General features: G+C 65.4%; 21 protein-coding genes. 13 read left to right on the top strand and 8 right to left on the bottom strand.

Annotated features, from left to right (window positions below):
- The first annotated feature begins 2 nt into the window (after positions 1-2).
- Entirely contained in the window at positions 3-2,279 is a 2,277-nt protein-coding gene (clpA, locus tag DFR29_RS18365) for an ATP-dependent Clp protease ATP-binding subunit ClpA (RefSeq protein ID WP_133820091.1), read from the top strand.
- A 71-nt stretch (positions 2,280-2,350) separates the two neighbouring features.
- Here the strand turns inward: clpA and DFR29_RS18360 are convergent, their stop codons facing one another.
- From DFR29_RS18360 to trxB, 5 genes are all read right to left on the bottom strand, one after another.
- Positions 2,351-2,836 (bottom strand): lipocalin-like domain-containing protein, encoded by a 486-nt coding sequence (locus DFR29_RS18360; RefSeq protein WP_133820090.1) that lies wholly within the window; start codon positions 2,834-2,836, stop codon positions 2,351-2,353.
- A gap of 10 nt (positions 2,837-2,846) precedes the next feature.
- Positions 2,847-3,065, bottom strand: coding sequence for a translation initiation factor IF-1 (gene infA, locus DFR29_RS18355; protein WP_133820089.1), 219 nt, complete (start codon positions 3,063-3,065; stop codon positions 2,847-2,849).
- Positions 3,066-3,310: 245 nt separating this feature from the next.
- On the bottom strand, positions 3,311-4,042 hold the full coding sequence (gene aat / locus DFR29_RS18350) for a leucyl/phenylalanyl-tRNA--protein transferase (protein WP_133820088.1): 732 nt from the start codon (positions 4,040-4,042) through the stop codon (positions 3,311-3,313).
- Positions 4,039-5,190 carry a GNAT family N-acetyltransferase gene (locus DFR29_RS18345; RefSeq protein WP_133820087.1) on the bottom strand — a complete coding sequence of 384 codons (1,152 nt, stop codon included), beginning with the start codon at positions 5,188-5,190 and terminating at the stop codon, positions 4,039-4,041. Before DFR29_RS18345 ends, aat begins: the two co-directional genes overlap by 4 nt.
- A gap of 21 nt (positions 5,191-5,211) precedes the next feature.
- Positions 5,212-6,171 (bottom strand): thioredoxin-disulfide reductase, encoded by a 960-nt coding sequence (gene trxB / locus DFR29_RS18340; protein WP_133820086.1) that lies wholly within the window; start codon positions 6,169-6,171, stop codon positions 5,212-5,214.
- Positions 6,172-6,443: 272 nt separating this feature from the next.
- Between trxB and ald the strand changes: the two genes are divergently transcribed.
- The 4 genes from ald to DFR29_RS18320 all read left to right on the top strand — a co-directional run bounded on the left by ald (position 6,444) and on the right by DFR29_RS18320 (position 11,507).
- The gene (gene ald / locus DFR29_RS18335; protein ID WP_133820085.1) at positions 6,444-7,511 is read left to right on the top strand and encodes an alanine dehydrogenase; all 1,068 of its coding nucleotides are present in this window, start codon (positions 6,444-6,446) and stop codon (positions 7,509-7,511) included.
- Positions 7,512-7,668: 157 nt separating this feature from the next.
- On the top strand, positions 7,669-9,969 hold the full coding sequence (locus DFR29_RS18330) for a DNA translocase FtsK (protein WP_133820247.1): 2,301 nt from the start codon (positions 7,669-7,671) through the stop codon (positions 9,967-9,969).
- A 189-nt stretch (positions 9,970-10,158) separates the two neighbouring features.
- Positions 10,159-10,845 carry an outer membrane lipoprotein periplasmic chaperone LolA gene (lolA, locus tag DFR29_RS18325; protein WP_133820084.1) on the top strand — a complete coding sequence of 229 codons (687 nt, stop codon included), beginning with the start codon at positions 10,159-10,161 and terminating at the stop codon, positions 10,843-10,845.
- Positions 10,845-11,507, top strand: coding sequence for a YoaK family protein (locus DFR29_RS18320; RefSeq protein ID WP_133820083.1), 663 nt, complete (start codon positions 10,845-10,847; stop codon positions 11,505-11,507). The genes lolA and DFR29_RS18320 overlap by 1 nt, the downstream gene beginning before the upstream one ends.
- Before the next feature lie 164 nt (positions 11,508-11,671).
- On the opposite strand, the gene DFR29_RS18315 is transcribed toward DFR29_RS18320, so the two are convergent.
- Positions 11,672-12,286: a hypothetical protein gene (locus DFR29_RS18315; RefSeq protein WP_133820082.1), complete on the bottom strand. Its 615-nt coding sequence runs from the start codon at positions 12,284-12,286 to the stop codon at positions 11,672-11,674.
- Between the two features lie 192 nt (positions 12,287-12,478).
- Here DFR29_RS18315 and DFR29_RS18310 point away from each other — a divergent pair, with 192 nt between their 5' ends.
- Genes DFR29_RS18310 through serS form a run of 3 tightly spaced genes read left to right on the top strand, consistent with a single transcriptional unit; the run spans position 12,479 to position 16,355 of the window.
- Positions 12,479-13,846, top strand: coding sequence for a replication-associated recombination protein A (locus DFR29_RS18310; protein ID WP_133820081.1), 1,368 nt, complete (start codon positions 12,479-12,481; stop codon positions 13,844-13,846).
- Positions 13,843-15,036 (top strand): MFS transporter, encoded by a 1,194-nt coding sequence (locus DFR29_RS18305; protein ID WP_133820080.1) that lies wholly within the window; start codon positions 13,843-13,845, stop codon positions 15,034-15,036. The genes DFR29_RS18310 and DFR29_RS18305 overlap by 4 nt, the downstream gene beginning before the upstream one ends.
- A gap of 41 nt (positions 15,037-15,077) precedes the next feature.
- A complete protein-coding gene (gene serS / locus DFR29_RS18300) occupies positions 15,078-16,355 on the top strand; it encodes a serine--tRNA ligase (protein ID WP_133820079.1) in 1,278 nt (425 codons plus the stop codon).
- Positions 16,356-16,436: 81 nt separating this feature from the next.
- Here the strand turns inward: serS and DFR29_RS18295 are convergent, their stop codons facing one another.
- Complete coding sequence (locus DFR29_RS18295) at positions 16,437-16,763, bottom strand: DUF1244 domain-containing protein (protein WP_425598851.1); 327 nt, start codon at positions 16,761-16,763, stop codon at positions 16,437-16,439.
- A gap of 153 nt (positions 16,764-16,916) precedes the next feature.
- Between DFR29_RS18295 and folD the strand changes: the two genes are divergently transcribed.
- Genes folD through DFR29_RS18270 form a run of 5 tightly spaced genes read left to right on the top strand, consistent with a single transcriptional unit; the run spans position 16,917 to position 21,515 of the window.
- On the top strand, positions 16,917-17,771 hold the full coding sequence (gene folD / locus DFR29_RS18290; protein WP_133820077.1) for a bifunctional methylenetetrahydrofolate dehydrogenase/methenyltetrahydrofolate cyclohydrolase FolD: 855 nt from the start codon (positions 16,917-16,919) through the stop codon (positions 17,769-17,771).
- 38 nt (positions 17,772-17,809) lie between these two features.
- A complete protein-coding gene (locus DFR29_RS18285; RefSeq protein WP_208113645.1) occupies positions 17,810-18,646 on the top strand; it encodes a TRAP transporter TatT component family protein in 837 nt (278 codons plus the stop codon).
- Between the two features lie 46 nt (positions 18,647-18,692).
- Entirely contained in the window at positions 18,693-19,688 is a 996-nt protein-coding gene (locus DFR29_RS18280) for a TRAP transporter substrate-binding protein (RefSeq protein WP_133820075.1), read from the top strand.
- Positions 19,689-19,731: 43 nt separating this feature from the next.
- Positions 19,732-20,235 carry a TRAP transporter small permease gene (locus DFR29_RS18275; RefSeq protein ID WP_166654191.1) on the top strand — a complete coding sequence of 168 codons (504 nt, stop codon included), beginning with the start codon at positions 19,732-19,734 and terminating at the stop codon, positions 20,233-20,235.
- Positions 20,232-21,515, top strand: a complete 1,284-nt coding sequence (locus DFR29_RS18270; protein ID WP_133820073.1) for a TRAP transporter large permease — start codon at positions 20,232-20,234, stop codon at positions 21,513-21,515. Before DFR29_RS18275 ends, DFR29_RS18270 begins: the two co-directional genes overlap by 4 nt.
- Before the next feature lie 113 nt (positions 21,516-21,628).
- Here the strand turns inward: DFR29_RS18270 and DFR29_RS18265 are convergent, their stop codons facing one another.
- Entirely contained in the window at positions 21,629-22,771 is a 1,143-nt protein-coding gene (locus DFR29_RS18265) for a dipeptidase (RefSeq protein ID WP_166654190.1), read from the bottom strand.
- Positions 22,772-22,790: the final 19 nt, after the last annotated feature.

The following is a 22,790-nucleotide window of genomic DNA, read 5'->3' as shown; positions in this document are numbered from 1 at the left end:
GCATGTTCAGCAAAGACCTCGAACTCACCATTGGCCAGTGCTACAAGGATGCACGCGAGCAGCGCCACGAATTCATGACAGTGGAGCATCTGCTGCTGGCTTTGTTGGAAAACCCGTCTGCCGCCGCCGTGCTTAGGGCCTGCGGTGCGGACATCGGCAAGCTAGGCAAGGAACTGAAGGCGATCATCGCCGAGACCGTGCCGGTGCTGCCGCCCAGCGACGAACGCGATACGCAGCCGACGCTGGGCTTCCAGCGCGTGTTGCAGCGCGCCGTCTACCACGTGCAATCCTCTGGCCGCAAGGAAGTCACCGGCGCTAACGTGCTGGTCGCCATCTTTGGCGAGAAGGATTCCCACGCGGTGTATTTCCTCAACCAGCAGGAAATCACCCGGCTGGACGTGGTCAACTACATTTCCCACGGCATTGCCAAGATCGGCCACGAGCCGCAGCAGCAGCCCGGCGGCGGCAGCGAGCGCGAGGCCGAGGAAGGCGGCGAGCCCAAGGGCAATCCGCTGACCGAGTTCGCCTCCAACCTCAACGAGCTGGCGCGCCAGGGCAAGATCGATCCGCTGATCGGCCGTGCCGAGGAAGTGGAACGCACCATCCAGGTGCTGTGCCGCCGGCGCAAGAACAACCCGCTCTATGTCGGCGAGGCCGGCGTCGGCAAGACGGCCCTGGCCGAAGGGCTGGCCAAGCGCATCGTCGAGAACGACGTACCGGAAGTGCTCAAGGATGCCACCATCTATGCGCTGGACCTCGGCGCGCTGGTGGCCGGCACCAAATACCGCGGCGATTTCGAAAAGCGCCTCAAGGCGGTGATCGGCCAGCTCAAGAAAGAGCCTCAGGCCGTGCTGTTCATCGACGAGATCCACACCATCATCGGTGCGGGTTCGGCCTCGGGCGGCACCATGGACGCGTCCAATCTGATCAAGCCCATGCTCGCCTCCGGCGAGATCCGCTGCATCGGTTCCACCACGTTCCAGGAATACCGCGCCATCTTCGAGAAGGACCGCGCGCTGGCGCGGCGCTTCCAGAAGATCGACGTAGTCGAGCCGTCGATCGCCGATTCGTTCGAGATCCTCAAAGGCCTGCGTTCGCGCTTCGAAGAGCACCACAACGTCGAATACACCAACAACGCCCTGCTCGCTGCGGTCAACCTGTCGGTCAAGCACATTGCCGACCGCCTGCTGCCGGACAAGGCCATCGACGTGATCGACGAAGCCGGTGCGCGCCAGCGCCTGGTGCCTGAAGAAGAGCGCAAGAAGCTCGTCGACGTGCCCGAGATCGAATTCATCGTCGCGCGCATGGCCCGTATCCCGCCCAAGCAGGTATCGGCTTCCGACCGCGACGTGCTGCGCAACCTGGACCGTAACCTCAAGATGGTCGTGTTCGGCCAGGATCAGGCCATCGATTCGCTCGCCAGCGCGATCAAGATGGCACGCTCCGGCCTGAGCAATGCGACCAAGCCGATCGGCAGTTTCCTGCTCGCCGGCCCGACCGGCGTGGGCAAGACCGAAGTCACGCGCCAGCTGGCGCTGCAGCTGGGTATCGAGCTGATCCGCTTCGACATGTCCGAGTACATGGAAGCGCATTCGGTGTCGCGCCTGATCGGCGCACCTCCGGGCTATGTTGGCTTCGACCAGGGCGGCCTGCTGACTGAGCAGATCGTCAAGCATCCGCATTGCGTGCTGCTGCTGGACGAGATCGAGAAAGCCCATCCGGATGTGTTCAACATCCTGTTGCAGGTGATGGACCGCGGCGCGCTGACCGACACCAACGGTCGCGAAGCCAACTTCAAGAACGTGATCGTGGTGATGACGACGAATGCCGGTGCCACCCAGGCGGCGCGCCGTACCATCGGCTTCGTTGCGCAGAACCACGCCACCGATGCGATGGAGGCGATCCGCCGCCAGTTCTCGCCGGAATTCCGCAACCGCCTCGACGCGATCGTGCAGTTCGGTGCGCTGGACCTGGAGCACATCCTGCGTGTTGTGGACAAGTTCCTGATCGAGCTGGAAACGCAGCTGCACGAGAAGCACGTCGCGCTGCACGTAGACCTCGACGCAAGGCGCTGGCTGGCCGAGCACGGCTTCGACCCGCAGATGGGTGCGCGGCCGATGTCGCGGGTGATCCAGGACAACGTCAAGCGTGCATTGGCCGACGAACTGCTGTTCGGCAAGCTGGTGGACGGCGGACGCGTATTCCTCTCGGTTGCCGACGGCAAGCTTGACGTGCGCGTGGAGCAGGCCGACGAAAAAGTCGAAGCAACGGTCGAATAGGCGCAGGCTTCAGACGGCAACAGCAAAAGGCCCGGATCGCATCCGGGCCTTTTTCGTGTGCGTGACTGTGGTCAGAGGTTCTTGCAGGGCTCGGGCGGCAGCTGGAACCCGGCACGCACGCGCCTGGACTTGAACAAGGTTCCGTCGCGCTCGAGGGTTTTTTCCACGGTATCGGCATCCAGCCAGCGTAGCCGGTAGCGTTCCACGAAGTAGTCCGTGCGGGGAGCTTCCTGCCCGTCCACGCTCAGAGTGACGGATGTCTGCACGTTGCCGGATAGCGACCAGGTGCCAGTTTCGACCGTCACCCAGTCCACGGCACCCTGGGCGCAAAGGCGGAAATAAGCGACGAAGCTGCCATCGCTGTTGTTCACGAGCAGCACGTCTCCGGGTGTGCCTTCGCCAGCGACGGTGGCGTTGCCGTACCAGAGGCCTTGCAGGCGGGCGGCAGCGTCGGACGACGGTAGCCAGGGGAGGCGGGAACCGGATTCGGCCCCGCTGCAGGCATTGAGCAGCAGTGCGCAGGCAAGCAGAGTCGACGGTCTGGCGACGCTGCGCATGGTTGCCTGCTTATTTCATGCGATAGGTGATGCGACCCTTGGTCAGGTCGTAAGGCGTCATTTCGCACTTGACCTTGTCGCCGGTCAGGATGCGAATGTAGTTCTTGCGCATGCGGCCCGAAATATGGGCGGTAACCACGTGGCCGTTTTCCAGCTTCACGCGGAACATGGTGTTGGGCAGGGTTTCAAGCACCGTACCTTCCATCTCGATGACATCGTCTTTGGACATTGGCCCTTCGTATTGGCTGTGGTCGCAGCAGAAACCTTGGGGAATCAAGGCTACTGGCGCTGTACCGGAGTAATTCGCCGCAATGGCGGCCGCTGTGCCGGCCTCACCCGGCGGGTGCGCAAGCCTTGCCTGCGCCGCTGCATTGAGAAAGGGCGACTTGTCCCCTTTTCAAGCCCCTGGCAGAGCGGCGCGGGATGATGCCACGTTAGGCGTCTGACGGGAAGCAAGCGGTTGCGGCAGTAGTCTCATTCCTGCAACAGATCGGCTCCGCGCCAGCCGCTGCAGTCCGCTTCCCAGCTGCCGATGCGGCCCGGGCGCTGTCCCAGTTCGCGGATACGCCGGCCGAACTCGGTGCGCGGCAGTTCGAACGCGCCCAGGGTGGTGAGGTGGTCGGAGCTGACCTGCGCATCGATCAGCGGCCAGCCGCGCCGGCGCAGCAGGCGGGCCAGCGCCAGCAAGGCTACCTTGGAACCGTTGCTGGCGCGGCTGAACATGGATTCGCCGAAGAACATCTGGCCGATGGCGACGCCATAGATGCCGCCGACGAGGGTTTCGTCCGCATACACCTCGACCGAATGCGCGTGGCCAAGGCGATGCATCTGCTGGTAGGCATCGAGCATGGCATCGGTGATCCAGGTGCCGCTGTGTCCGGCGCGCGGCGCGGCGCAGGCACGCATGACCGCGGCAAAGTCGCGATCGGCGTGGATCTGCCAGTCGCAGTCGCGCAGCCAGCGCCTGAGCCTGCGCGGCAGGTGCATGGCGCTGGTGTCGAACAGCATGCGCGGGTCGGGCGACCACCAGAGTATCGGCTCGCCGTCGGAAAACCACGGAAAGATGCCCTGGGCGTAGGCATCGAGCAGGCGCTGCGGACTGAGGTCGCCGCCGGCGGCGAGCAGGCCGTTGGGGTCGGCCAGAGCCTGCTCGACCGGCGGAAAGGCGTCACGCCTGCCGGCGCGCAGTATCGCGATGCGGATCATGCGGACAGCTGCGCCACGGCGGCGGCGAACGGCGATTGCAACTGCAGCTGCTCGCCCCAGCGCTGCAGATCGTCGCGTTCGGCCTGCAGCGCCGTGCGAATGGCGGAGCGGAAATTTTCCCGTTGTATGTAATGGAACGATCGCGTGCGCTGCGGCAGGAAACCGCGGGCGATCTTGTGCTGGCCCTGGGCGCCGGGTTCGAAGCGGGAAAGTCCTTCGCGCAGGCAGTATTCGATGCCCTGGTAGTAGCAGGTTTCGAAATGCAGGCCGGGTACTTCTTCCAGGCTGCCCCAGTAGCGGCCGTACAGCGTGCTGGAACTGCGCAGGCACAAGGCCATGGCCAGGCGCTGGCCGCGGCGGCGAGCCATAAACACCACCAGCGAGCGCGGCATGGTCTGGCCAAGATGGCGCAGGAAGCCTTCGGTCAGGGCGGGATAATTGCCTTTTTCCTCAAACGTTGCGCTGTAGCAGGTGTGGACGAAGCGCCAATCCTCGTCGCTCAGCTCATCGCCGTGCAGGGTCAGCAGTTCCACTTCCTGGGCAGCTACCTTGGCGCGTTCCTGGCGCAGGTTCTTGCGCTTTTTCGGCAGCAGAGCGGCGAGGAAATCGTCGAAATCGCGATAGCCGGCGTTGTGCCAGTGGAATTGCCAGTCGTTGCGTTCCAGCCAGTGTTCGCTGTCGAACCAGGGCGCTTGCACCGAGTCGACGAAATTCACGTGGGCCGAGGAAAAGCGACGGCGCGCACATTCGCTGCGCAACTGCAGCAGCAGGGCCTGGGCGACGGTTTCGTCGCGTGCCAGCAGGCGCGGCCCGGTCACTGGCGAATAGGGCACGCCGGCCAGCAGTTTGGGGTAGTAGTCCAGGCCGTAGCGCGCATAGGCTTCGGCCCAGGACCAGTCGAACACGAACTCGCCGTGGGAATTGCCCTTGAGATAACAGGGCAGGGCGCCGACCAGCGTTTCGCCGCGATAGGCGCCCAGGTGCCAGGGTTGCCAGCCCAGTTCGGGCTGGATGCAACCCTGCCGTTCCAGCCCGGCCAGGAAGGCATGGGCGAGAAACGGGTTGTCGTCCGGGCGCAGGGCGTCCCAGTCCGCGGCGGGAATCTGGTCGAGGCCCTCGTGTACACGCAGGCGCAGCGGACCGGACATGGGCGACCTCGCGGCCGCGGCTCAGGCCAGGCCCAGCTTGTCCAGGTACTTTTCCGCGTCCAGGGCGGCCATGCAACCGAAACCGGCCGAAGTCACCGCCTGGCGATAGACCTGGTCGGCCACGTCGCCAGCGGCAAACACGCCGGGCACGCTGGTGGCGGTGGCGCCGCCCTCGAGTCCGCTGTGGATGCGGATGTAGCCATTGTTCATATCCAGCTGGCCGTCGAACAGGGCCGTGTTCGGGGTATGGCCAATGGCGACGAACATGCCGCTGACGGCGAGGTCGCGGCTGGAGTTGTCCTGCAGGTTGCGCAGGCGCACGCCGGTTACGCCGCTGTCGTCGCCGAGCACTTCGTCGACGCCGTGATTCCAAACGATCTCGACCTTTCCGGCGGCTTCTTTCGCAAACAATTTGTCCTGCAGGATCTTCTCCGCACGGAACTTGTCGCGGCGGTGTACAACTGTGACTTTTTTGGCAATGTTGGCCAAGTACAAAGCTTCTTCCACCGCGGTATTGCCGCCGCCGATCACGGCGACTTCCTGGTCGCGGAAGAAAAAGCCATCACAGGTCGCACAGGCAGACACGCCGCGGCCGCGCAGGCGGTCTTCCGACGGCAGGCCAAGATACTTCGCCGTGGCGCCGGTGCAGATGATCAGCGCATCGGCGGTATAGCTGCCGCTGTCGCCGACCAGGTTGAACGGACGTTGGTTCAGGTCGACCGTGTGGATGTGGTCGAACAAAATTTCGGTATCGAAACGTTCCGCATGTTTCTGCATGCGTTCCATCAGTGCCGGACCCAGCAAGCCCTCCACGTCGCCGGGCCAGTTGTCCACCTCGGTGGTCGTCATCAACTGGCCGCCCTGCTGCATGCCGGTGATCAGCAGTGGCTTCAGATTGGCACGCGCCGCATACACCGCCGCGGTATAACCGGCAGGACCGGAACCGAGGATCAGCAGGCGACTGTGCTTGGGGGTGCTCATGTATAATCCCTCGCCGCAAAAACGCGGCCTTGAACGTGTCGATTCATGCGACCGGGCCACAGCGGTTTTTGTTGCAGCCGGGTCGTTCCGTTGTCCTCAGTCCTTGTGCGCTGGTGCCAGCCTCGAGAGAGTGCGTGGCGGCTGGCGTTCGGGTCACCAAGAACCCGCAAGGATGGGGAGAACGCGACAACGATTCAAGAGCAGGTGCGCAGCTCGGGAGGGCTCGCAGCGTCACGACGAAGAATGAGCTATCCACACCACGAGGAATTGCAATGCGTATCGGTATTCCGTCGGAAACCAAGACTCTGGAAGGCCGCGTCGCGCTGGTGCCGGCCGCCTGTGCGGACCTGGTCAAGCGCGGTCACGAGGTCTATGTGCAGGCGGGCGCGGGCGTCAAGAGCGGCTTTTCCGACGCCGATTTCACCCGCGTCGGCGTGAAGATCGCCGCCGATGCGGACGCGCTGTACGAATGCGGCGAGCTGATCGTCAAGGTCAAGGAGCCGATCAAGGGAGACCTGGAGCGCCTGCGCAAGCATCACCAGCTGTTCTGCTATCTGCATCTGGCGCCCGAGCCCGAGCTGACCCGGCGCCTGCTCGACATCGGCCTGACCGGTGTCGCGTTCGAATCCGTCGAGGAAACCGACGGCTCGCTGCCGCTGCTGGCACCGATGTCCATCATCGCCGGCCGCATCGCCATCCAGGTCGGCACCCACCTGCTGCACCAGCCCATGGGCGGCAAGGGCAAGCTGCTCGGCGGCCTGCCGGCTACCGAGCGCGGCAAGGTCGTCGTTCTCGGCGCCGGCGCAGCCGGCGGCAATTCGGCGGCGCTGGCCGCGGCCGGCGGTGCCAATGTCGTGGTATTCGACAAGCGCCCGGACCGTCTGGCGCAGATGATGGCCCTGGGCACCAACGTCACCGCGCTGTATCCCTACGAGGAATACGTCGCGCGCGAAGTCGCCACGGCCGATCTGGTCGTCGGCGCCGTGCTGATTCCCAGCGCCAAGGCGCCGCACGTGGTCACCCGCGACATGGTCAAGACGATGGAGGCCGGCAGCGTGCTGGTCGACATTTCCATCGACCAGGGCGGCTGCTTCGAAACCGCCCGTCCGACCACCTGGGCCGAGCCGACCTACGTGGTCGACGGCGTCACTCACTTCGCTGTCACCAACATGCCCGGCGCCGTGCCGCAGACCTCGTCGCAGGCCATTTCGGCGGCGATCCTGCCCTACGTGCAGCGCATGGGTGCCGGTCCGCAGTGGCGCGAGAACGAAGCACTCAAGCGCGGCATCAATGTCGACGGCGGGCAGATCGTTCATCCGGCGCTCAAGGGCATGCTGTAAGCCTGGCCATCCAGTTCGCGTATCCTTCGAATCCCCGCTACGGCGGGGATTCATTTTTCCGGCATGCGCGTTTTCGGTGCGTACAATTGTTGCGTGAACAACGCCTTGCGGCAATTTCTTGAGGTATAGTCCAGCGGTGTCACGCCCTCCCAAAGCCATGCCGGCCACCAGCAGCAGCGAGCAGTTGCAAAAACGCCTGCGCGAAGTCGCGTTCCTGTTGCTGTTGCCGGTCGTCGTCTACCTGCTGGCCTGTTTGCTCAGCTACAGCCCGCAGGATCCGGGCTGGTCGCATGCTGGCGAACCCGAGCATATTCATAATTTCGGCGGCGCCGTCGGCGCCTGGATCGCCGATCTGTCGCTGTATTTCTTCGGCGGCCTGGCCTACGTATTTCCGTTGCTGCTGCTGGCCGTCGGCGCCGGCATCCTGCGCCCGCGGGCGGACGCGCCGAACTCGGCACTGGAACCGTCGCTGCGCCTGACCGGATTCGTCGCATTTTTCCTCAGCGGCAGCGGCCTGGCCCATCTGCACTTCACCGGCCCCAGCCAGTTGCCGGAAAAGGCCGGCGGCATTCTCGGCAAGATGGTCGGCGGCGGCCTGCTGCACGGCTTCGGTTTCCTCGGTGCGACGCTGTTCCTGCTCGCGGTATTCCTGGTCGCGGTCACGCTGGCCACCGGCCTGTCCTGGTTCAAGCTGATGGACTCCATCGGCCGCGGCATCGTGGCTGGCGGTACCTGGCTGCTGGGCAATCTGAAGAAAGCCGACGATGTGCGCGCGGCCCGCGCCGCGCGCAGCGAACGCGAGGAAGTGCGCAAGGTCGAGACGGTGAAGCAGGCCAAGCGCGAGCCGGTGCGGATCGAAAAGCCCGCCGCGCCCACCATCGAAAAAAGTGAGCGCGCCGAGCGCGAGCAGCAGATTCCGCTGTTCGTCGGCGCGCCCGTCGACGGCGAACTGCCGCCGCTGTCGCTGCTGGACGAGCCCAAGCCGCAGGCCGCCGGCTATTCCGCGGAAACCCTGGCGGTGTTGTCGCGCCAGGTCGAACTCAAGCTCAAGGATTTCCGCATCGAGGCCCAGGTAGTCGGTGTATTCCCCGGCCCGGTGGTGACGCGCTTCGAAATGGAACCGGCCGCCGGCGTGCGCGGCAGCCAGATCAGCAATCTCGACAAGGACATCGCCCGCGGCCTGTCCGTGGTCAGCGTGCGCGTAGTCGACGTGATTCCGGGCAAGAACGTGATCGGCCTGGAAATTCCCAACGCCAAGCGCGAGATGGTCTATCTGTCGGAGATCCTGCGCTCGGACAAGTACGACGCGATGAAATCGCCACTGGCCCTGGCCCTGGGCAAGGACATCGGTGGCCGCCCGACCGTGGCCGACCTGGCCAAGATGCCGCACCTGCTGGTCGCCGGCACCACCGGCTCAGGCAAGTCGGTGGCGGTCAACGCGATGGTGCTGAGCCTGCTGTACAAGGCGAGTCCGCGCGATGTGCGCATGATCATGATCGATCCCAAGATGCTGGAGCTGTCGGTCTACGAAGGCATTCCGCATCTGCTTGCGCCCGTCGTCACCGACATGAAGGAAGCCGCCAATGCGCTGCGCTGGTGCGTGGCCGAAATGGAACGGCGCTACCGCCTGATGGCCGCGGTCGGCGTGCGCAACCTGGCCGGTTTCAACAAGAAGGTGAAGGAAGCCGAAGACGCCGGCCAGCCTCTGCTCGACCCGCTATTCCGCCCCGACGCCTCGCAGCCGGAGCGCCGCGCCGAGCCGCTGCAGCCCTTGCCCTACATCGTCATCATCATCGACGAATTCGCCGACATGATGATGATCGTCGGCAAAAAAGTGGAAGAGTTGATTGCACGCCTGGCGCAGAAGGCGCGTGCCGCCGGCGTGCACCTGATCCTGGCCACGCAGCGCCCGTCGGTGGACGTGATCACCGGCCTGATCAAGGCGAATATCCCCACCCGCATCGCGTTCCAGGTATCCAGCAAGATCGACTCGCGCACCATCCTCGACCAGTCCGGCGCCGAAGCCCTGCTCGGCCATGGCGACATGCTGCACCTGCCGCCGGGCACGGCCACGCCCGAGCGCGTGCACGGTGCCTTCGTCGACGACCACGAAGTGCATCGCGTGGTGCAGTGGCTGCGTGCCCAGGGCAAGCCGGAATACATCGTCGGCGTGCTGGAGGAAGTGCAGACCACCGGCGACGGCAAGGTCATCGGCGAAACCGGCCTGCCCGAGGAAATCAGCGAAGGCAATTCCGACTACGACGAGCTGTACGATCAGGCCGTGCGCATCGTGACCGAGTCGCGCCGCGCCTCGATTTCCGGTGTGCAGCGGCGCCTGAAGATCGGCTACAACCGCGCCGCGCGCCTGGTCGAGCTGATGGAGCAGCAGGGCGTGGTCAGCGCCCCGGAGCACAACGGCAACCGTACCGTGCTGGCGCCGCCGCCGCCGGAGCGTTGAGCCGGCAATTGAACGACTTCGATGCATTTCAACCAGGGACGAAGCGCCAGTGAATCACGCCCGCCGTCCCTCGCACACCGGCGCAGATCACATCGCCGCTGCCAGGCTGAACGCCGGTGCGGCGGCAGCGGAACCTGGGCGCCGGCTGCCGGTCCAGGGCGCGACCTCCATTAACAGCGAATGATCACCATGCCGAACCGACTGCTTGCACTCTGCCTGCTCTGCGCCGCCGCGAGCACGGCCTCCGCCGAAACCGCGCGCGCGCGCCTGGATGCCTTCGCCAAGGGACTGCAGACCGTCTCGGCTGATTTCGAGCAAAGCGTATTCGACCCGAACGACCAGCCGGGCAAGAAATCCAGCGGCACGCTCGCGGTACAGGCGCCCAAGCAGTTCCGCTGGGACGTGACCAAGCCGTACCAGCAGCTGATCGTCGCCGACGGCATGCACGTGTGGATCTACGATCCGGACCTGGAACAGGTCACCGTGCGCAATCAAAGCCTGGAAGAGGCGCATAGCCCACTGACCTTGCTGACCGATGCCGGCCTGCTCGATCGCGATTTCTCCGCCAGCGAGCAGGGCGAACGCGAAGGCCTGCTCTGGCTGCGCCTGAAATCCAAGGCGAAAGAGCCGCAGTTCGAGTACGCCGATCTCGGCCTGGCCTGCGCCGACGCGGCCGCCGGTGCGTGCAACGGTGCCGTCGTGCTCAGCCGCATGCAATTCAAGGACACCTTGGGCAATCGCACCGAGACGCGCTTTTCGAACTGGCAGCGCAATCCCAGGCTCGCCGCCGAGCAGTTCAGCTTCAAGCCGCCCGCCGGCGTTGACGTGATCGGCGAGGTGAAGCCGGCAGCCGAAGTACATCCCGTCAAGGACTGATGATCGCGTCGCTGCCGCGCTGGGTCGGCCTGGGCGCTTTCGCCCTGGCCCTGGTCGCGGGCATGGTCAACGCCGTCGGTTTTCTCGCCTTCGGCCACCAGGCCATCACCCACCTGACTGGCACCACGACCTTGCTCGGCGTCGCCCTGGCCGGGCGCGAGTCTGCCGTTGCCATCGAGTTGCTGCTGTTTCTCACCAGTTTCTTCGTCGGCGCCACTGCCAGCGGCGCCTTGCTGCGCGACAGCACCTTGCGCCTGGGCCGCCGCTACGGCGTGGCCCTGATGCTGGAATCGTTGTTGCTGCTGCTGTCGATTCCGCTGCTGCGCCAGCACAGCACCGCCGGCATCTGCCTGGCCAGTGCTGCCTGCGGTCTGCAGAACGCGATGGCCAGCACCTATAGCGGCCACGTGCTGCGCACCACCCATCTGTCGGGCATCGTGACCGACCTGGGCATCATGCTGGGCCAGCGCCTGCGCGGACTCGCGACGGATGCGCGGCGGCGCAATCTGTATCTGCTGATCTGCCTGGGCTACCTGGCCGGCGCGGTGGCGGGAGGTGGCGGTTTTCCGTATCTGGGTGAAAACCTGCTGCTGGTGCCGGCCTTGCTCACCGGCGCCAGCGGGCTGGCCTACGCGGTCTATCAGCAGCGCCGCTTGAAATAACGCCGTATCGGCGAGCTAGCGGCTAGCCGGGGGCGGCGCAATTCGCTGCGCTCATCGCACCCTACGCGTGCACGTTTCGCGGCGCTGCGCTTTCGTAGGGTGCGATGAGCACCGCGAATTGCACCGCGAAGTCTGGACGAGGGCGATGCCATGCTTCGCATCGCTCACTGAGCGGCGAGGGGAGGGCTCTCGAATTCGTCGATGAAAATCGTATCGGGCAAGGCCGGCGCAATCGTGATGGCTGCGCCTGTGTCGTCGTAGCACCAGTCGATCACAGTCAGCGGGAACCCCATCGGCGGCGAGGTGGTCAGCCGCACCCAGCCGTAGTTGATCGCATTGGTGGTCTCGTTCTTGAAACGGTAGCCGAGGTAGGCGGCGGTCAGTCCGGCTCGCCAGATATCGGTATTGCCTGCGAAGGCGGCGCGGCTGAACAAGGAGCTGGCACTGATGCTGTCACCAGGCCCGAGCACCGCATAGACGTCGCCGGAGCTGACCACGCCGCCATTGCCGCTGGACATATCGTTCCAGTAGAAACGCAGCTGTCCGCTGGGCGTGGTATTGACGGCGGCATACGGGTCGAAATCGTAGCCTGGGGTGCTGCCGGCGGTAGGCCCGGAGACGCCGGTGGCGAAATTGATGTATAGCCCTTCGCTGCTCTCGGGCACGCTCAGGTTGGCGCCGGCATGGCAGATTACGGCGGCGGTGGCCAGCTGCGGCAGGGCGGCCAGCAGGGCAGTGACGGCAAACAGGGCCAGGTACGGCCAACGGCGGGATTTCATCGAACGACGGCTCGGGCAACGACAATCGGCGCACGTTAGCAGATCGCCATGCCTGGGCGCATGGACCGGGCGCCGCCTCGGTCTCGGGGCCCAGGCCCTGGGGCCCGGCAGGGTAAGTTGGTGTTTACAAATGAAAATTTATAGATCAGGTGCCGCCCACCGCAGTGCGGCGACGCGCTACTCTTCGCCCCCATGTCACGTCGCAAACCCACTCTTCCCAGCCCCGGCCTGTTCGCCGAACCCGAGGGCCTGAAACCACTGGCCGAGCGCATGCGTCCGCGTGCGCTCGACGACATCGTCGGCCAGTCGCGCCTGCTTTCCGCCGGCAAGCCGCTACGCCGGGCGGTCGAATCCGGCCATGTGCATTCGATGATCCTGTGGGGGCCGCCGGGCTGCGGCAAGACCACCCTGGCGCTACTGCTGGCGCGCTATGCGCAGGCCGAATTCCGCGCCATCTCGGCGGTACTGTCGGGCCTGCCCGATGTGCGCGTGGCGCTGGACGAGGCCGCGGCGAATTTCGCCCGCGGCGTGCGCACTGTGCTGTTCGTCGACGAAGTGCACCGCTTCAACAAGGCGCAGCAGGATGCCTTCCTGCCGCATATCGAAAAAGGCGTGATCATCTTCGTTGGCGCGACCACGGAAAATCCGTCGTTCGAACTGAATTCGGCGCTGCTGTCGCGCTGCCGCGTACATGTGCTGGAAGCCGTTGCAGCAAGCGACATCGAAGCTGCGCTGCGCCGCGCACTGGATGACGAAGAGCACGGTCTGGGCGGGCAGGGACTGCAGATCAGCAGCGAGTCGCTGGGCCTGATCGCCCAGGCCGCCGACGGCGATGTGCGGCGCGCCCTCACGTTGCTGGAAATCGCCGCCGAACTGGCCGATGGCGGCGCCATCGACGACACCACGCTGACCCAGGTGCTGGCCGACCGCACGCGCCGCTTCGACAAGGGCGGCGAGCAGTTCTACGACCAGATTTCGGCCCTGCACAAATCGGTGCGTTCGTCCGATCCGGACGCCGCGCTGTACTGGTTCACGCGCATGCTCGACGGCGGCTGCGATCCGGCATATCTGGCGCGCCGGCTGACCCGCATGGCGGTGGAAGACGTAGGCCTGGCCGATACGCGCGCCATCGGCATGGCCATCGAGGCCTGGGAAACCTACGACCGCCTGGGCAGTCCCGAAGGCGATCTGGCCCTGGCGCAACTGGTCGTCTACATGGCCGTGGCGGCCAAGAGCAACGCGGTCTATACGGCGTTCGGCGCGGTCAGGGCCGAAGTGCGGGCCAGCGGCACGCTGGACGTACCGATGGCGATACGCAATGCGCCGACCCGGCTGATGAAGAACCTCGGCTATGGCAAGGGCTACCAGTACGACCACGATCTTGCCGGCGGCATTGCGCTGGACCAGCAATGCCTGCCCGACGCGCTGCTCGGGCGCATCTTCTACCAGCCGACCGAACGCGGCCTGGAAGCCAAGATCGCGCAGAAACTTGCCGAACTGCGCGCCGCCCGCGCCGCAGCCCTGGCGGCGCGGCCGCCGCGTGAGGAACCCGACGAATGATACGCAGCGCACTGAACCTGCCGCGCACGGTCTGGCTGCTGGGCCTGGTCAGCCTGGTCAACGATTCGGCCAGCGACATGATCTATCCGCTGGTACCGCTGTACCTGGCCAGCGTACTGATGGCCGGGCCCAAGGCGCTGGGCCTGATCGAAGGCCTGGCCGAGGCGCTGGGCGCCGTGCTCAAGCTGTTTGCCGGCGTGCTCGCCGACCGCCTGCGCCAGATGCGCTGGTGGGTGGTGGCTGGCTATGCCTTGTCCGGCGTTGTGCGGCCCTTGCTCGCACTGACCACCAGTTGGCTCGGCGTGCTGCTGTGCCGCTTCGGCGACCGTGTCGGCAAGGGTCTGCGCGCGGCGCCGCGCGATGCCTTGCTTAGTTTGAGCGTAGCGCCGCAGCAGCGCGGCCTGGCCTTCGGCCTGCACCGGTCGATGGACAACCTGGGGGCGGTGATCGGCCCACTGCTGGCGGCGGCCTTGCTGGGTCTTGGGTTTTCCCTGCGCGAAGTGTTCTTCGCCGCACTCGTTCCGGCGCTGGCCGTCGTCGTGCTGACCCTGTTCGTGCGCGAGCCCGAGCGCGTGGTGCTGAAGCCCAAGCCGTTCCGCTGGAACCTGTCCGACCAGCCGCCGGCGCTGCGCCGCTATCTGGTTGTGCTGGCATTGTTCACATTGGGTAATTCTTCCAATATGTTCCTGTTGCTGCGGGCGCGCGAACTGGGCCTGGCCGACGCGCAGATTCCCTTGCTGTGGGCCCTGGTCTGCGCCATCGCGGCGCTGTTCGGCACGCCCTTGTCGGCCTTGTCCGACCGTCTGGACCGGCGCCGTCTGATCGTGGCGGGCTGGAGTCTCTACGCCGGCTTCTACCTGCTGTTCGGCCTGCTGCCGGCGCAGCCCTGGCTGCTCTGGCCGATGTTCGCCGGCTACGGCCTGTTCCTGGCCGCGACCGAAGGCGCGGAAAAAGCCCTGGTCGCCGACCTGGTGCCGGGCGAGCAGGCCGGCACGGCCTTCGGCTGGTACAACCTCGTCGCCGGCGTGCTGTTGCTGCCAGCTTCGCTGCTGTTCGGCTGGCTGTGGGAAGTCGTCACGCCGCTGGCTGCGTTCGCCTTCGGCTCGGCTTGTGCGCTGCTGGCTGCGGCACTGCTGGCCTGGTGGGTGCCGCGGGCCGGGCAGGGGCGCGTTGCACAGCCCGCCGGCTAACCGCGATAATCCGCAACTTCGTTGAATTTCCAAGGATTGCCATGCTTGACCCAGCCCTGCTGCGCGGCCAGCTCGACGCCGTGGCCGAACGCCTGGCAACGCGCGGGTTCATTCTCGACAAGGCCGCCTTGGAGGCGCTGGAAAGCCAGCGCAAGGCTGCCCAGGTCGAAACCCAGGACTTGCAGAACCGGCGCAATACCTTGTCCAAGCAGATCGGCATGGCCAAGGGCAAGGGCGAAGACGCCTCCGCGCTGATGGCGGAAGTCGGCGGCATCGGCGATACGCTGAAGGCCAACGAGCTGCGCCTGGCGGAACTGCAGCAGCAGATCGCCGCCATCATGCAGGGCATTCCCAACCTGCCGCACGAGTCCGTGCCGCTGGGCGCCGACGAAGGCGGCAATGTCGAACAGCATCGCTGGGGCCAGCCGCGCAGCTTCTCGTTCGCGGTCAAGGATCATGTCGACCTGGGCGCGCGCAAGGGCTGGCTCGACGGCGATGCCGGCGCCAAGCTGTCGGGCGCACGCTTCACCGTGCTGCGCGGCGAACTGGCCCGGCTGCACCGGGCGATGGCGCAGTTCATGCTCGATCTGCACACGAACTCGCACGGCTATCTCGAAACCAATGTGCCGCTGATCGTCAACGCCGACTCCATGCTCGGTACCGGCCAGCTGCCGAAGTTCGAGGAAGACCTGTTTTCCACCGTCGTGGGCGAAGCCAGGCGCTACCTGATTCCCACCTCGGAAGTGCCGCTGACCAACCTGGTGCGCGACAGCATCGTCGAAGCCGACAGCCTGCCGCAGCGCTATGCGGCGCATTCGATGTGCTTCCGCGCCGAAGCCGGTTCCTACGGCCGCGACACCCGCGGCATGATCCGCCAGCACCAGTTCGAAAAAGTGGAATTGGTCAGTATTTCCAAACCCGCCGACAGCGACGCCGAGCACGAACGCATGACGCGCTGCGCCGAGAAAGTGCTGGAAGCGCTGGAACTGCCGTACCGGCGCATGTTGCTGTGCAGCGGCGACATGGGCTTTGCCGCGATCAAGACCTTCGACCTGGAAGTCTGGCTGCCGTCGCAGAACACCTACCGGGAAATCTCGTCCTGCTCCAACTGCGGCGATTTCCAGGCCCGGCGCATGCTGGCGCGCTGGCGCAATCCGGAAACCGGCAAGCCCGAACTGGCGCATACCTTGAACGGTTCCGGTGTCGCCGTCGGCCGCGCGATGATCGCAGTGATGGAGAACTACCAGCAGGCCGACGGCTCCATCGCCATCCCGGGCGTGCTGCGACCGTATATGGGTGGTGCCGAGTCGATTGCCTGAATCTGGCGTAGTGGCCGGGCGGTGCATCGGCGATGCCCGCCCGCTGTCGCTCGCAGATTGCGCGCTTTCGCCGCCGCCGTTTCAGCCATGCTGCTGCTGCGCCTGCGCAAAGGCGGCCAGCTGCTCCGGCGTGGCGTCCTTCTGATACTGCTGCTTCCACTGCGCCAGCGGCATGCCGTAGACGCGTTCGCGCGCCTCGTCCTTGCCCAGTTCCAGGCCGCGTTCGGCGGCCGCTTCGCGATACCAGTCGCCCAGGCAGTTGCGGCAGAAGCCGGCCAGGATCATCAGGTCGATGTTCTGCACGTCGTGGCGTGCCTGCAGATGCGCCACAAGGCGGCGGAACGCGGCCGCTTCGAGTTCGGTCGTGCTCGGTGTTTGCATGGTGGTTTCCTTGCGCGAAAACTGCATGGTAGCTGACCGCGGCCGCACGCCGGTTTGAGCCCGCTGCACCGGACATGGATAATGCGCGCCGTCCGGGCAAGGCCCATCAATGGACGACGTTGCGTCGCGCTCGACGCCCCTGCATTGCCGGCTGTGCTCCGGCCCTGGACCTGCCTACACATGACCGCCCGCATACTGGACGGCAAACGCATCGCCGATGAATTGCTGGAGCGCATCAAGGGGCGCGTCAGTGTCCGCGTCGCCGCCGGCAAGTCGCAGCCCGGCCTGGCCGTGGTGCTGGTCGGCGCCGATCCGGCTTCCGCGGTGTATGTGAAGAACAAGCGCAAGGCCTGCAAGGAAGTCGCCTTCCGTTCGTTCGACTACGACCTTCCCGCCGAAACCCCCGAGGCCGATCTCTACGCCCTGATCGATCGCCTCAACAGCGATGCCCGTGTCCACGGCATCCTGGTGCAACTGCCGCTGCCGCCGCATATCGATGCGACGGCGCTGATCAACCGCATCGATCCGCGCAAGGACGTCGACGGCTTCCACGCCGCCAACGTCGGCTCGCTGGTGCTGCGCCAGCGCGGCCTGCGCCCGTGCACGCCCAAGGGCGTGATGACCTTGCTGGCGCATACCGACCGCCCTGTGCGCGGCCAGCATGCCGTCATCGTCGGCGTATCCAACCATGTCGGCCGGCCGATGGCGCTGGAACTGCTGCTGGCGGGCTGTACGACGACTTCATGCCATAAATTCACCCGCGACCTGCCAGGCTTCGTTGCCCAGGCCGATATTCTGGTCGTGGCAGTAGGCCGTCCCGGCCTGGTCAAGGGCGAATGGATCAAGCCCGGCGCCATCGTCATTGATATCGGCATCAACCGCCTCGATGACGGCAGTCTGGTCGGCGACGTGGAATTCGACGCTGCCGCGGCCCGGGCCTCGTGGATCACGCCGGTGCCGGGCGGAGTGGGGCGCATGACCGTGGCGACCCTGATCGAGAACACCCTGGAAGCGGCCGAAACCTTTTTCGACTGATCGATAACGTCATGCCTACTGCAAGAAAAATATACTTAATGCTTTTTTGCGCCGCGCTGAGCCTGCTCGGCGGTTGCGCCGGACTGGTCAACAAGACCACGCAGCGCTTTTCCGACAATCTGCGCACCGCCATCCTCAACGCCGACGACCCGGCTACGGTGCGCGACGGCCTGCCGTCCTACCTGCTGCTGCTCGATGCGATGATCGAAGGCGATCCGCAGAATGCCGGCACCCTGCAGTCCGCGGCCAAGCTCTACGGCGCCTATGCCGGCGGCTTCGTCACCGAACCCGTGCGCGGCAAGCGCCTGGCCCTGCGCGCCTTCAACTATGCCCGCCGCGCGGTCTGCGCACGCAACGCCGGTCTCTGCGCCGTGCTCGACCAGCCGTTCGATCCGTTCGCTGCCGAAGTGGCCAAGGTGACGATCGCGGACATCGACGTGCTCTACAGCCTGGCTTCGGCCTGGGCTGGACGCATACAGCAGGACAGCGACGACTGGAGCGCCATTGCCGACCTGCCCAAGGTACAGCTGCTGACCGAACGCGTGATCGCGCTGGACCCGGCCTACGAAGGCGGCGAGCCGCACATGGTGTTCGGCGTGCTGCATTCGCTGCGCCCGGCTTCGTTGGGCGGCAAGCCCGAGCTGGGCAAGGCCGAGTTCGAGATCGCCATCGCCCAGTCGCAGGGCCGCAACCTGATGGCCAAGACGCTGTATGCGCAGTACTACGCCCGCCTGGTGTTCGACCAGGAGCTGCACGACCGTTTGCTCAATGAAGTGCTGGCTGCGCCGCCAGAAGCGCCGCGCCTCACCCTGATGAACGTGCTGGCGCAGCAGCGGGCCAAGGCCCTGCTCGATTCCGGCAAGGACTATTTCTGAAACGACGTCGATCCCTGTGCCCGCCAGGCACGCCAGGAGTTACCGCATGAATGTGTGCCAGCGTTTGTTGACCAGTGTCTTCGCCCTGCTTGCCGCCAGCGCGGCGCAGGCCGAGGTGCTGAAGATCGCCACCACCGCGCCTGACGGCACCGCCTGGATGCGCGAAATGCGCGCCGGCGCCGAGGCGGTCAGGACCCGCACCGAAGGCCGCGTGGAACTGAAGTACTACCCCGGCGGCGTGATGGGCGATTCGAATACCGTCCAGCGCAAGATCAAGATTGGCCAGCTGCAGGGCGGCGCGTTCACCGGCGGCGAAATCTCCAACGTCAACGGCGACGTGCAGCTGTACAGCCTGCCGTTCCTGTTCCGCAGCCAGGCCGAAGTCGATGCCGTGCGCGCCAAGCTGGACGATCGCGTCAAGGCCGGCTTCGAAAAAGGCGGCTTCGTTGCGCTGGGCCTTTCCGGCGGCGGTTTCGCGTACATCATGAGCACGCGTGCGATCAAGACGCGCGACGATCTCACCGCGTCCAAGGTGTGGGTGCCGCAGGGCGACCATATTGCCGAAGTGGCATTCAAGAATGCCGGCGTAACGCCGATCTCGCTGCCGCTGGCCGACGTCTATACCAGCCTGCAGACCGGCCTGATCGACACCGCTGCGAATACCCTGGCCGGCGCCATCGCGTTCCAGTGGCATACCAAGATCAAGCACGTGGTCGACCTGCCGGTGTCCTACGTGGTCGGTGTGATCGTGGTCGACAAGAAGGCCTTCGACAAGGTCAGCGCGGCCGACCAGGCCATACTCAAGGACGAAATGGGCAAGGCGTTCGCGCGCCTGGACCAGATCAGCATCGAGGACAACGGCAAGGCGGTAGAGGCGCTGAAGAAGCAGGGCATCACCATCTACCAGCCCAGCGCCGAGGAAACCGCCAACTGGCAGAAGGTAGGCGTGGATTCCGCAAAGCAGCTGGAAGGTGAAAAAGCACTTTCTGGCGATCTGTACAAAGCGCTAAACGACGAAATTGCCGCGTTGCGCAAGAAGTAAGACAGGACACCAGCCCATGACTGCAGGCCGCCCGGGAGCGCCCATGAATTCCGCGTTCCAGCGCAACCTGGCGCTGCTGCACCGGTTCGAGGACTGGCTGCTCACCGCGCTGGTCGTATTCATGGTGCTGCTGGCCGGCGCGCAGATCCTGCTGCGCAACGTGTTCGACTCGGGCTTTGCCTGGGCCGAGCCGCTGCTGCGCGCACTGGTGCTGTGGAGTGCGATGCTCGGCGCGGTCATCGCCACGCGGGAAGACCAGCATATCGGCCTGGACTTCATCGGCCGCTGGGTCAGCGGTGTGAAGCTGCGCATCGCACGCTTCATTGCGCTGACCTTTGCCGCGGTGCTGTGCGGCCTGATGGCCTGGCATAGCTGGGCGCTGGTGCAGCTGGACCTGGAAGGCGGCACCGAGGGCGTGCTCGGCATTTCCGCCTGGATGCTGGAGCTGATCCTGCCGCTGGGCTTCGGCCTGATGGCCTTGCGCTTCCTGATCCGTTCCGTACTGCCACCCAAAAGCCACGAGCTGCTGCCGGAGGCCGGCGCATGATCTGGCTGCTGATCGGTGTGCTGGTGATTCTGGCCGCCCTGGGCGCACCGCTGTTTGCGATCCTCGGCGCCATCGCCCTGATCGGCTTCCACATGGCCGGGCAGGAAGGCATTGCCGTGGCGGTGGAGTTCTACCGCCTTTCCGACATGCCGGCACTGATCGCGATTCCGCTGTTCACCCTGGCTGGCTACATCCTGGCGGAAAGCAAGACGCCGCAGCGCCTGGTGCGCCTGACCAATGCCCTGGTCGGCTGGCTGCCGGGCGGGTTGGCCATCGTTGCGGTGCTGGCTTGTACACTTTTTACCGCGTTCACCGGCGCCACGGGCGTAACCATCATCGCGCTGGGCGCCGTACTGTATCCGGCGCTGCGCCAGGCACAGTACGGCGAAAAATTCAGCCTGGGCCTGCTCACTGCCTCGGGCAGCCTGGGACTGCTGCTGGTGCCGTCGATGCCGCTGATCCTGTACGGCGTCGTCGCGCAGCAATTCCAGACCACGCCACCGGTCAGCATCGACGCCTTGTTCCGCGCCGGCGTGCTGCCCTGCCTGCTCATGGTGGTGATGCTCGGCCTCTACAGCGCCTGGCACGTACGCGACGTGGCCAGGCCACAGCGCGCCAGTGCGGGCGAACTGTGGGCTGCGCTGAAAGATGCGGCCTGGGAAATCCCGCTGCCGTTCGTGATCCTGATCGGCATCTATTCCGGCAAGCTGGCCGCCTCGGAAGCCGCTGCGGCGACGGCGCTGTACGTGCTGCTGGTCACTGTGCTGATCCGCCGCGAAATAAAATTGTCCCAATTGCCGCAGGTGATCCGCCATGCGATGGTGCTGGTCGGCGGCATTCTCGTCATCCTCGGCTTTTCGCTGGCGCTGACCAACTGGCTGATCGATGCGGAAGTGCCGGAGAAACTGTTCCAGTTCCTGCGCACGCACATTCCCGAAAGCAATCCGTTCCTGTTCCTGCTCGCGCTGAACATCTTCCTGCTGGTCTTCGGCATGCTGCTGGAAGGGTTCCCTGCCATCATCCTGCTGGTGCCGCTGGTATTGCCGGTGGCGGTGCGCTACGGCATCGATCCGGTGCACCTGGGCATCATCTTCCTGGCCAATCTGCAGCTCGGCATCTTCCTGCCGCCGCTGGGCATCAACCTTTACATCGCCTCGGCGCGTTTCCGCCAGCCGGTGATGACTCTGGTGCGTGCGGCCGTGCCGTTCTTCCTCATCATGCTGGCGGCGACCCTGATCATCACCTACTGGCCTGGCCTGTCGCTGTGGCTGGCGCGCTGAGGCCTGGCGTCGTCTTGCGGGCGCGGTGATACGGCGTAAACCCGCGTACTGGCGGGTTTACGCCGGGATTTGCAGCAAGCGTCGCTGCCGCTGGAGCGCCTGGCGATGCGCCGTCAGCCCCAGACTTCGCCCATCACCCGCGCCAGATTGAGGCCGAGGATCTTGTCGATGCGCGCGGCCGCGTAGCCGCGCTGTTGCAGTTGTTCCGCCAGATGGTGGAAGCGGTCCACGCGGTTGTATTCCGGCACCAGGTTGAGCACTTCCGCATCTTCGCCCGCCGAGAAAATGCCTTTCTTGCGCCGGCTTTCGACAAACTCGCGATGTGCCTTGCGATACGCATCGTCGAGCAGCGGCGGTGAAACGAATCCATCCGTGCCGATGGATACATGGTCTTCGCCGCAGACCTTGAGCGCATGTTCGATATGGCGCAGCAGATCCTCGCCTGTGGGCTGGCCGCTTTCGCGCAGGAAGGGCATGAAGTAGATGCCCGCCACGCCGCCCTTGTCGGCCAGCTGGCGCAGCACGCGGTCATAGGTATTGCGCGGCCGGTCGACCAGATCGCGGCAGGCCGTATGCGAGATCAGAGCCGGGTTCTTGCACCGCGCGATGGCCTGTTCCATCGTGCGCGGCGAGGCGTGGCTCAGGTCCAGCACGATCTTCAGCCGGGCCAGTTCGTCGATCACCTCCAGGCCGAAGCGGCTGACGCCACCGTCCGAGGGCTCCAGGCAGCCGTCGCCGCACAGATTACGGTTGTTGTAGGTCAGCTGGACGATGCGAACGCCCAGCCCCTGGAACATCGCCAGCCGCTTCAGGTCGTAGCCGATAGGGCTGCTGTCCTGGAAGCCGTAGATCAGTCCCAGCATCTGCTTTTCCCGTGCCAGCTGCAGGTCGGCGGCAGAGCGGATTTTCAGCAGCTGCGCCGGATGCTGCGCAATCTCGCGTTCCTGGTCTGCAATGCCGAACAGCGTCGTCTCGAACGCGTCCGCTGCGTTGCCGACATCGCTGACGGTGACATTGACCGCCGTCAGCCCGGAATTGCGCAGGTCGAGCAGGTGCTGCGGGGTCAGCGGTCCCGGCCCCTTCTCGGGATCGATGCCGCCGGGAACGGCCAGACCGTCTATCCACAACGGTGCCGTCGCCGCCGCGCCGTCGCGCTTCTTGCCGGGGTTCTGCGCCGCCGCTGTCGCGGCGCCGGCACCGAGTGCTGCAATGACGGACAGGCCACTGGTAGACAGGAATTCACGCCGGCTTGCCATGCTGCGATAGCCTTTTCGG

This window comes from Tahibacter aquaticus, from assembly GCF_004363655.1.
Lineage (GTDB): Bacteria > Pseudomonadota > Gammaproteobacteria > Xanthomonadales > Rhodanobacteraceae > Tahibacter > Tahibacter aquaticus.
Note: the sequence above shows the minus strand (reverse complement) of the source record. Positions and strands in the feature narration are given on the sequence as shown.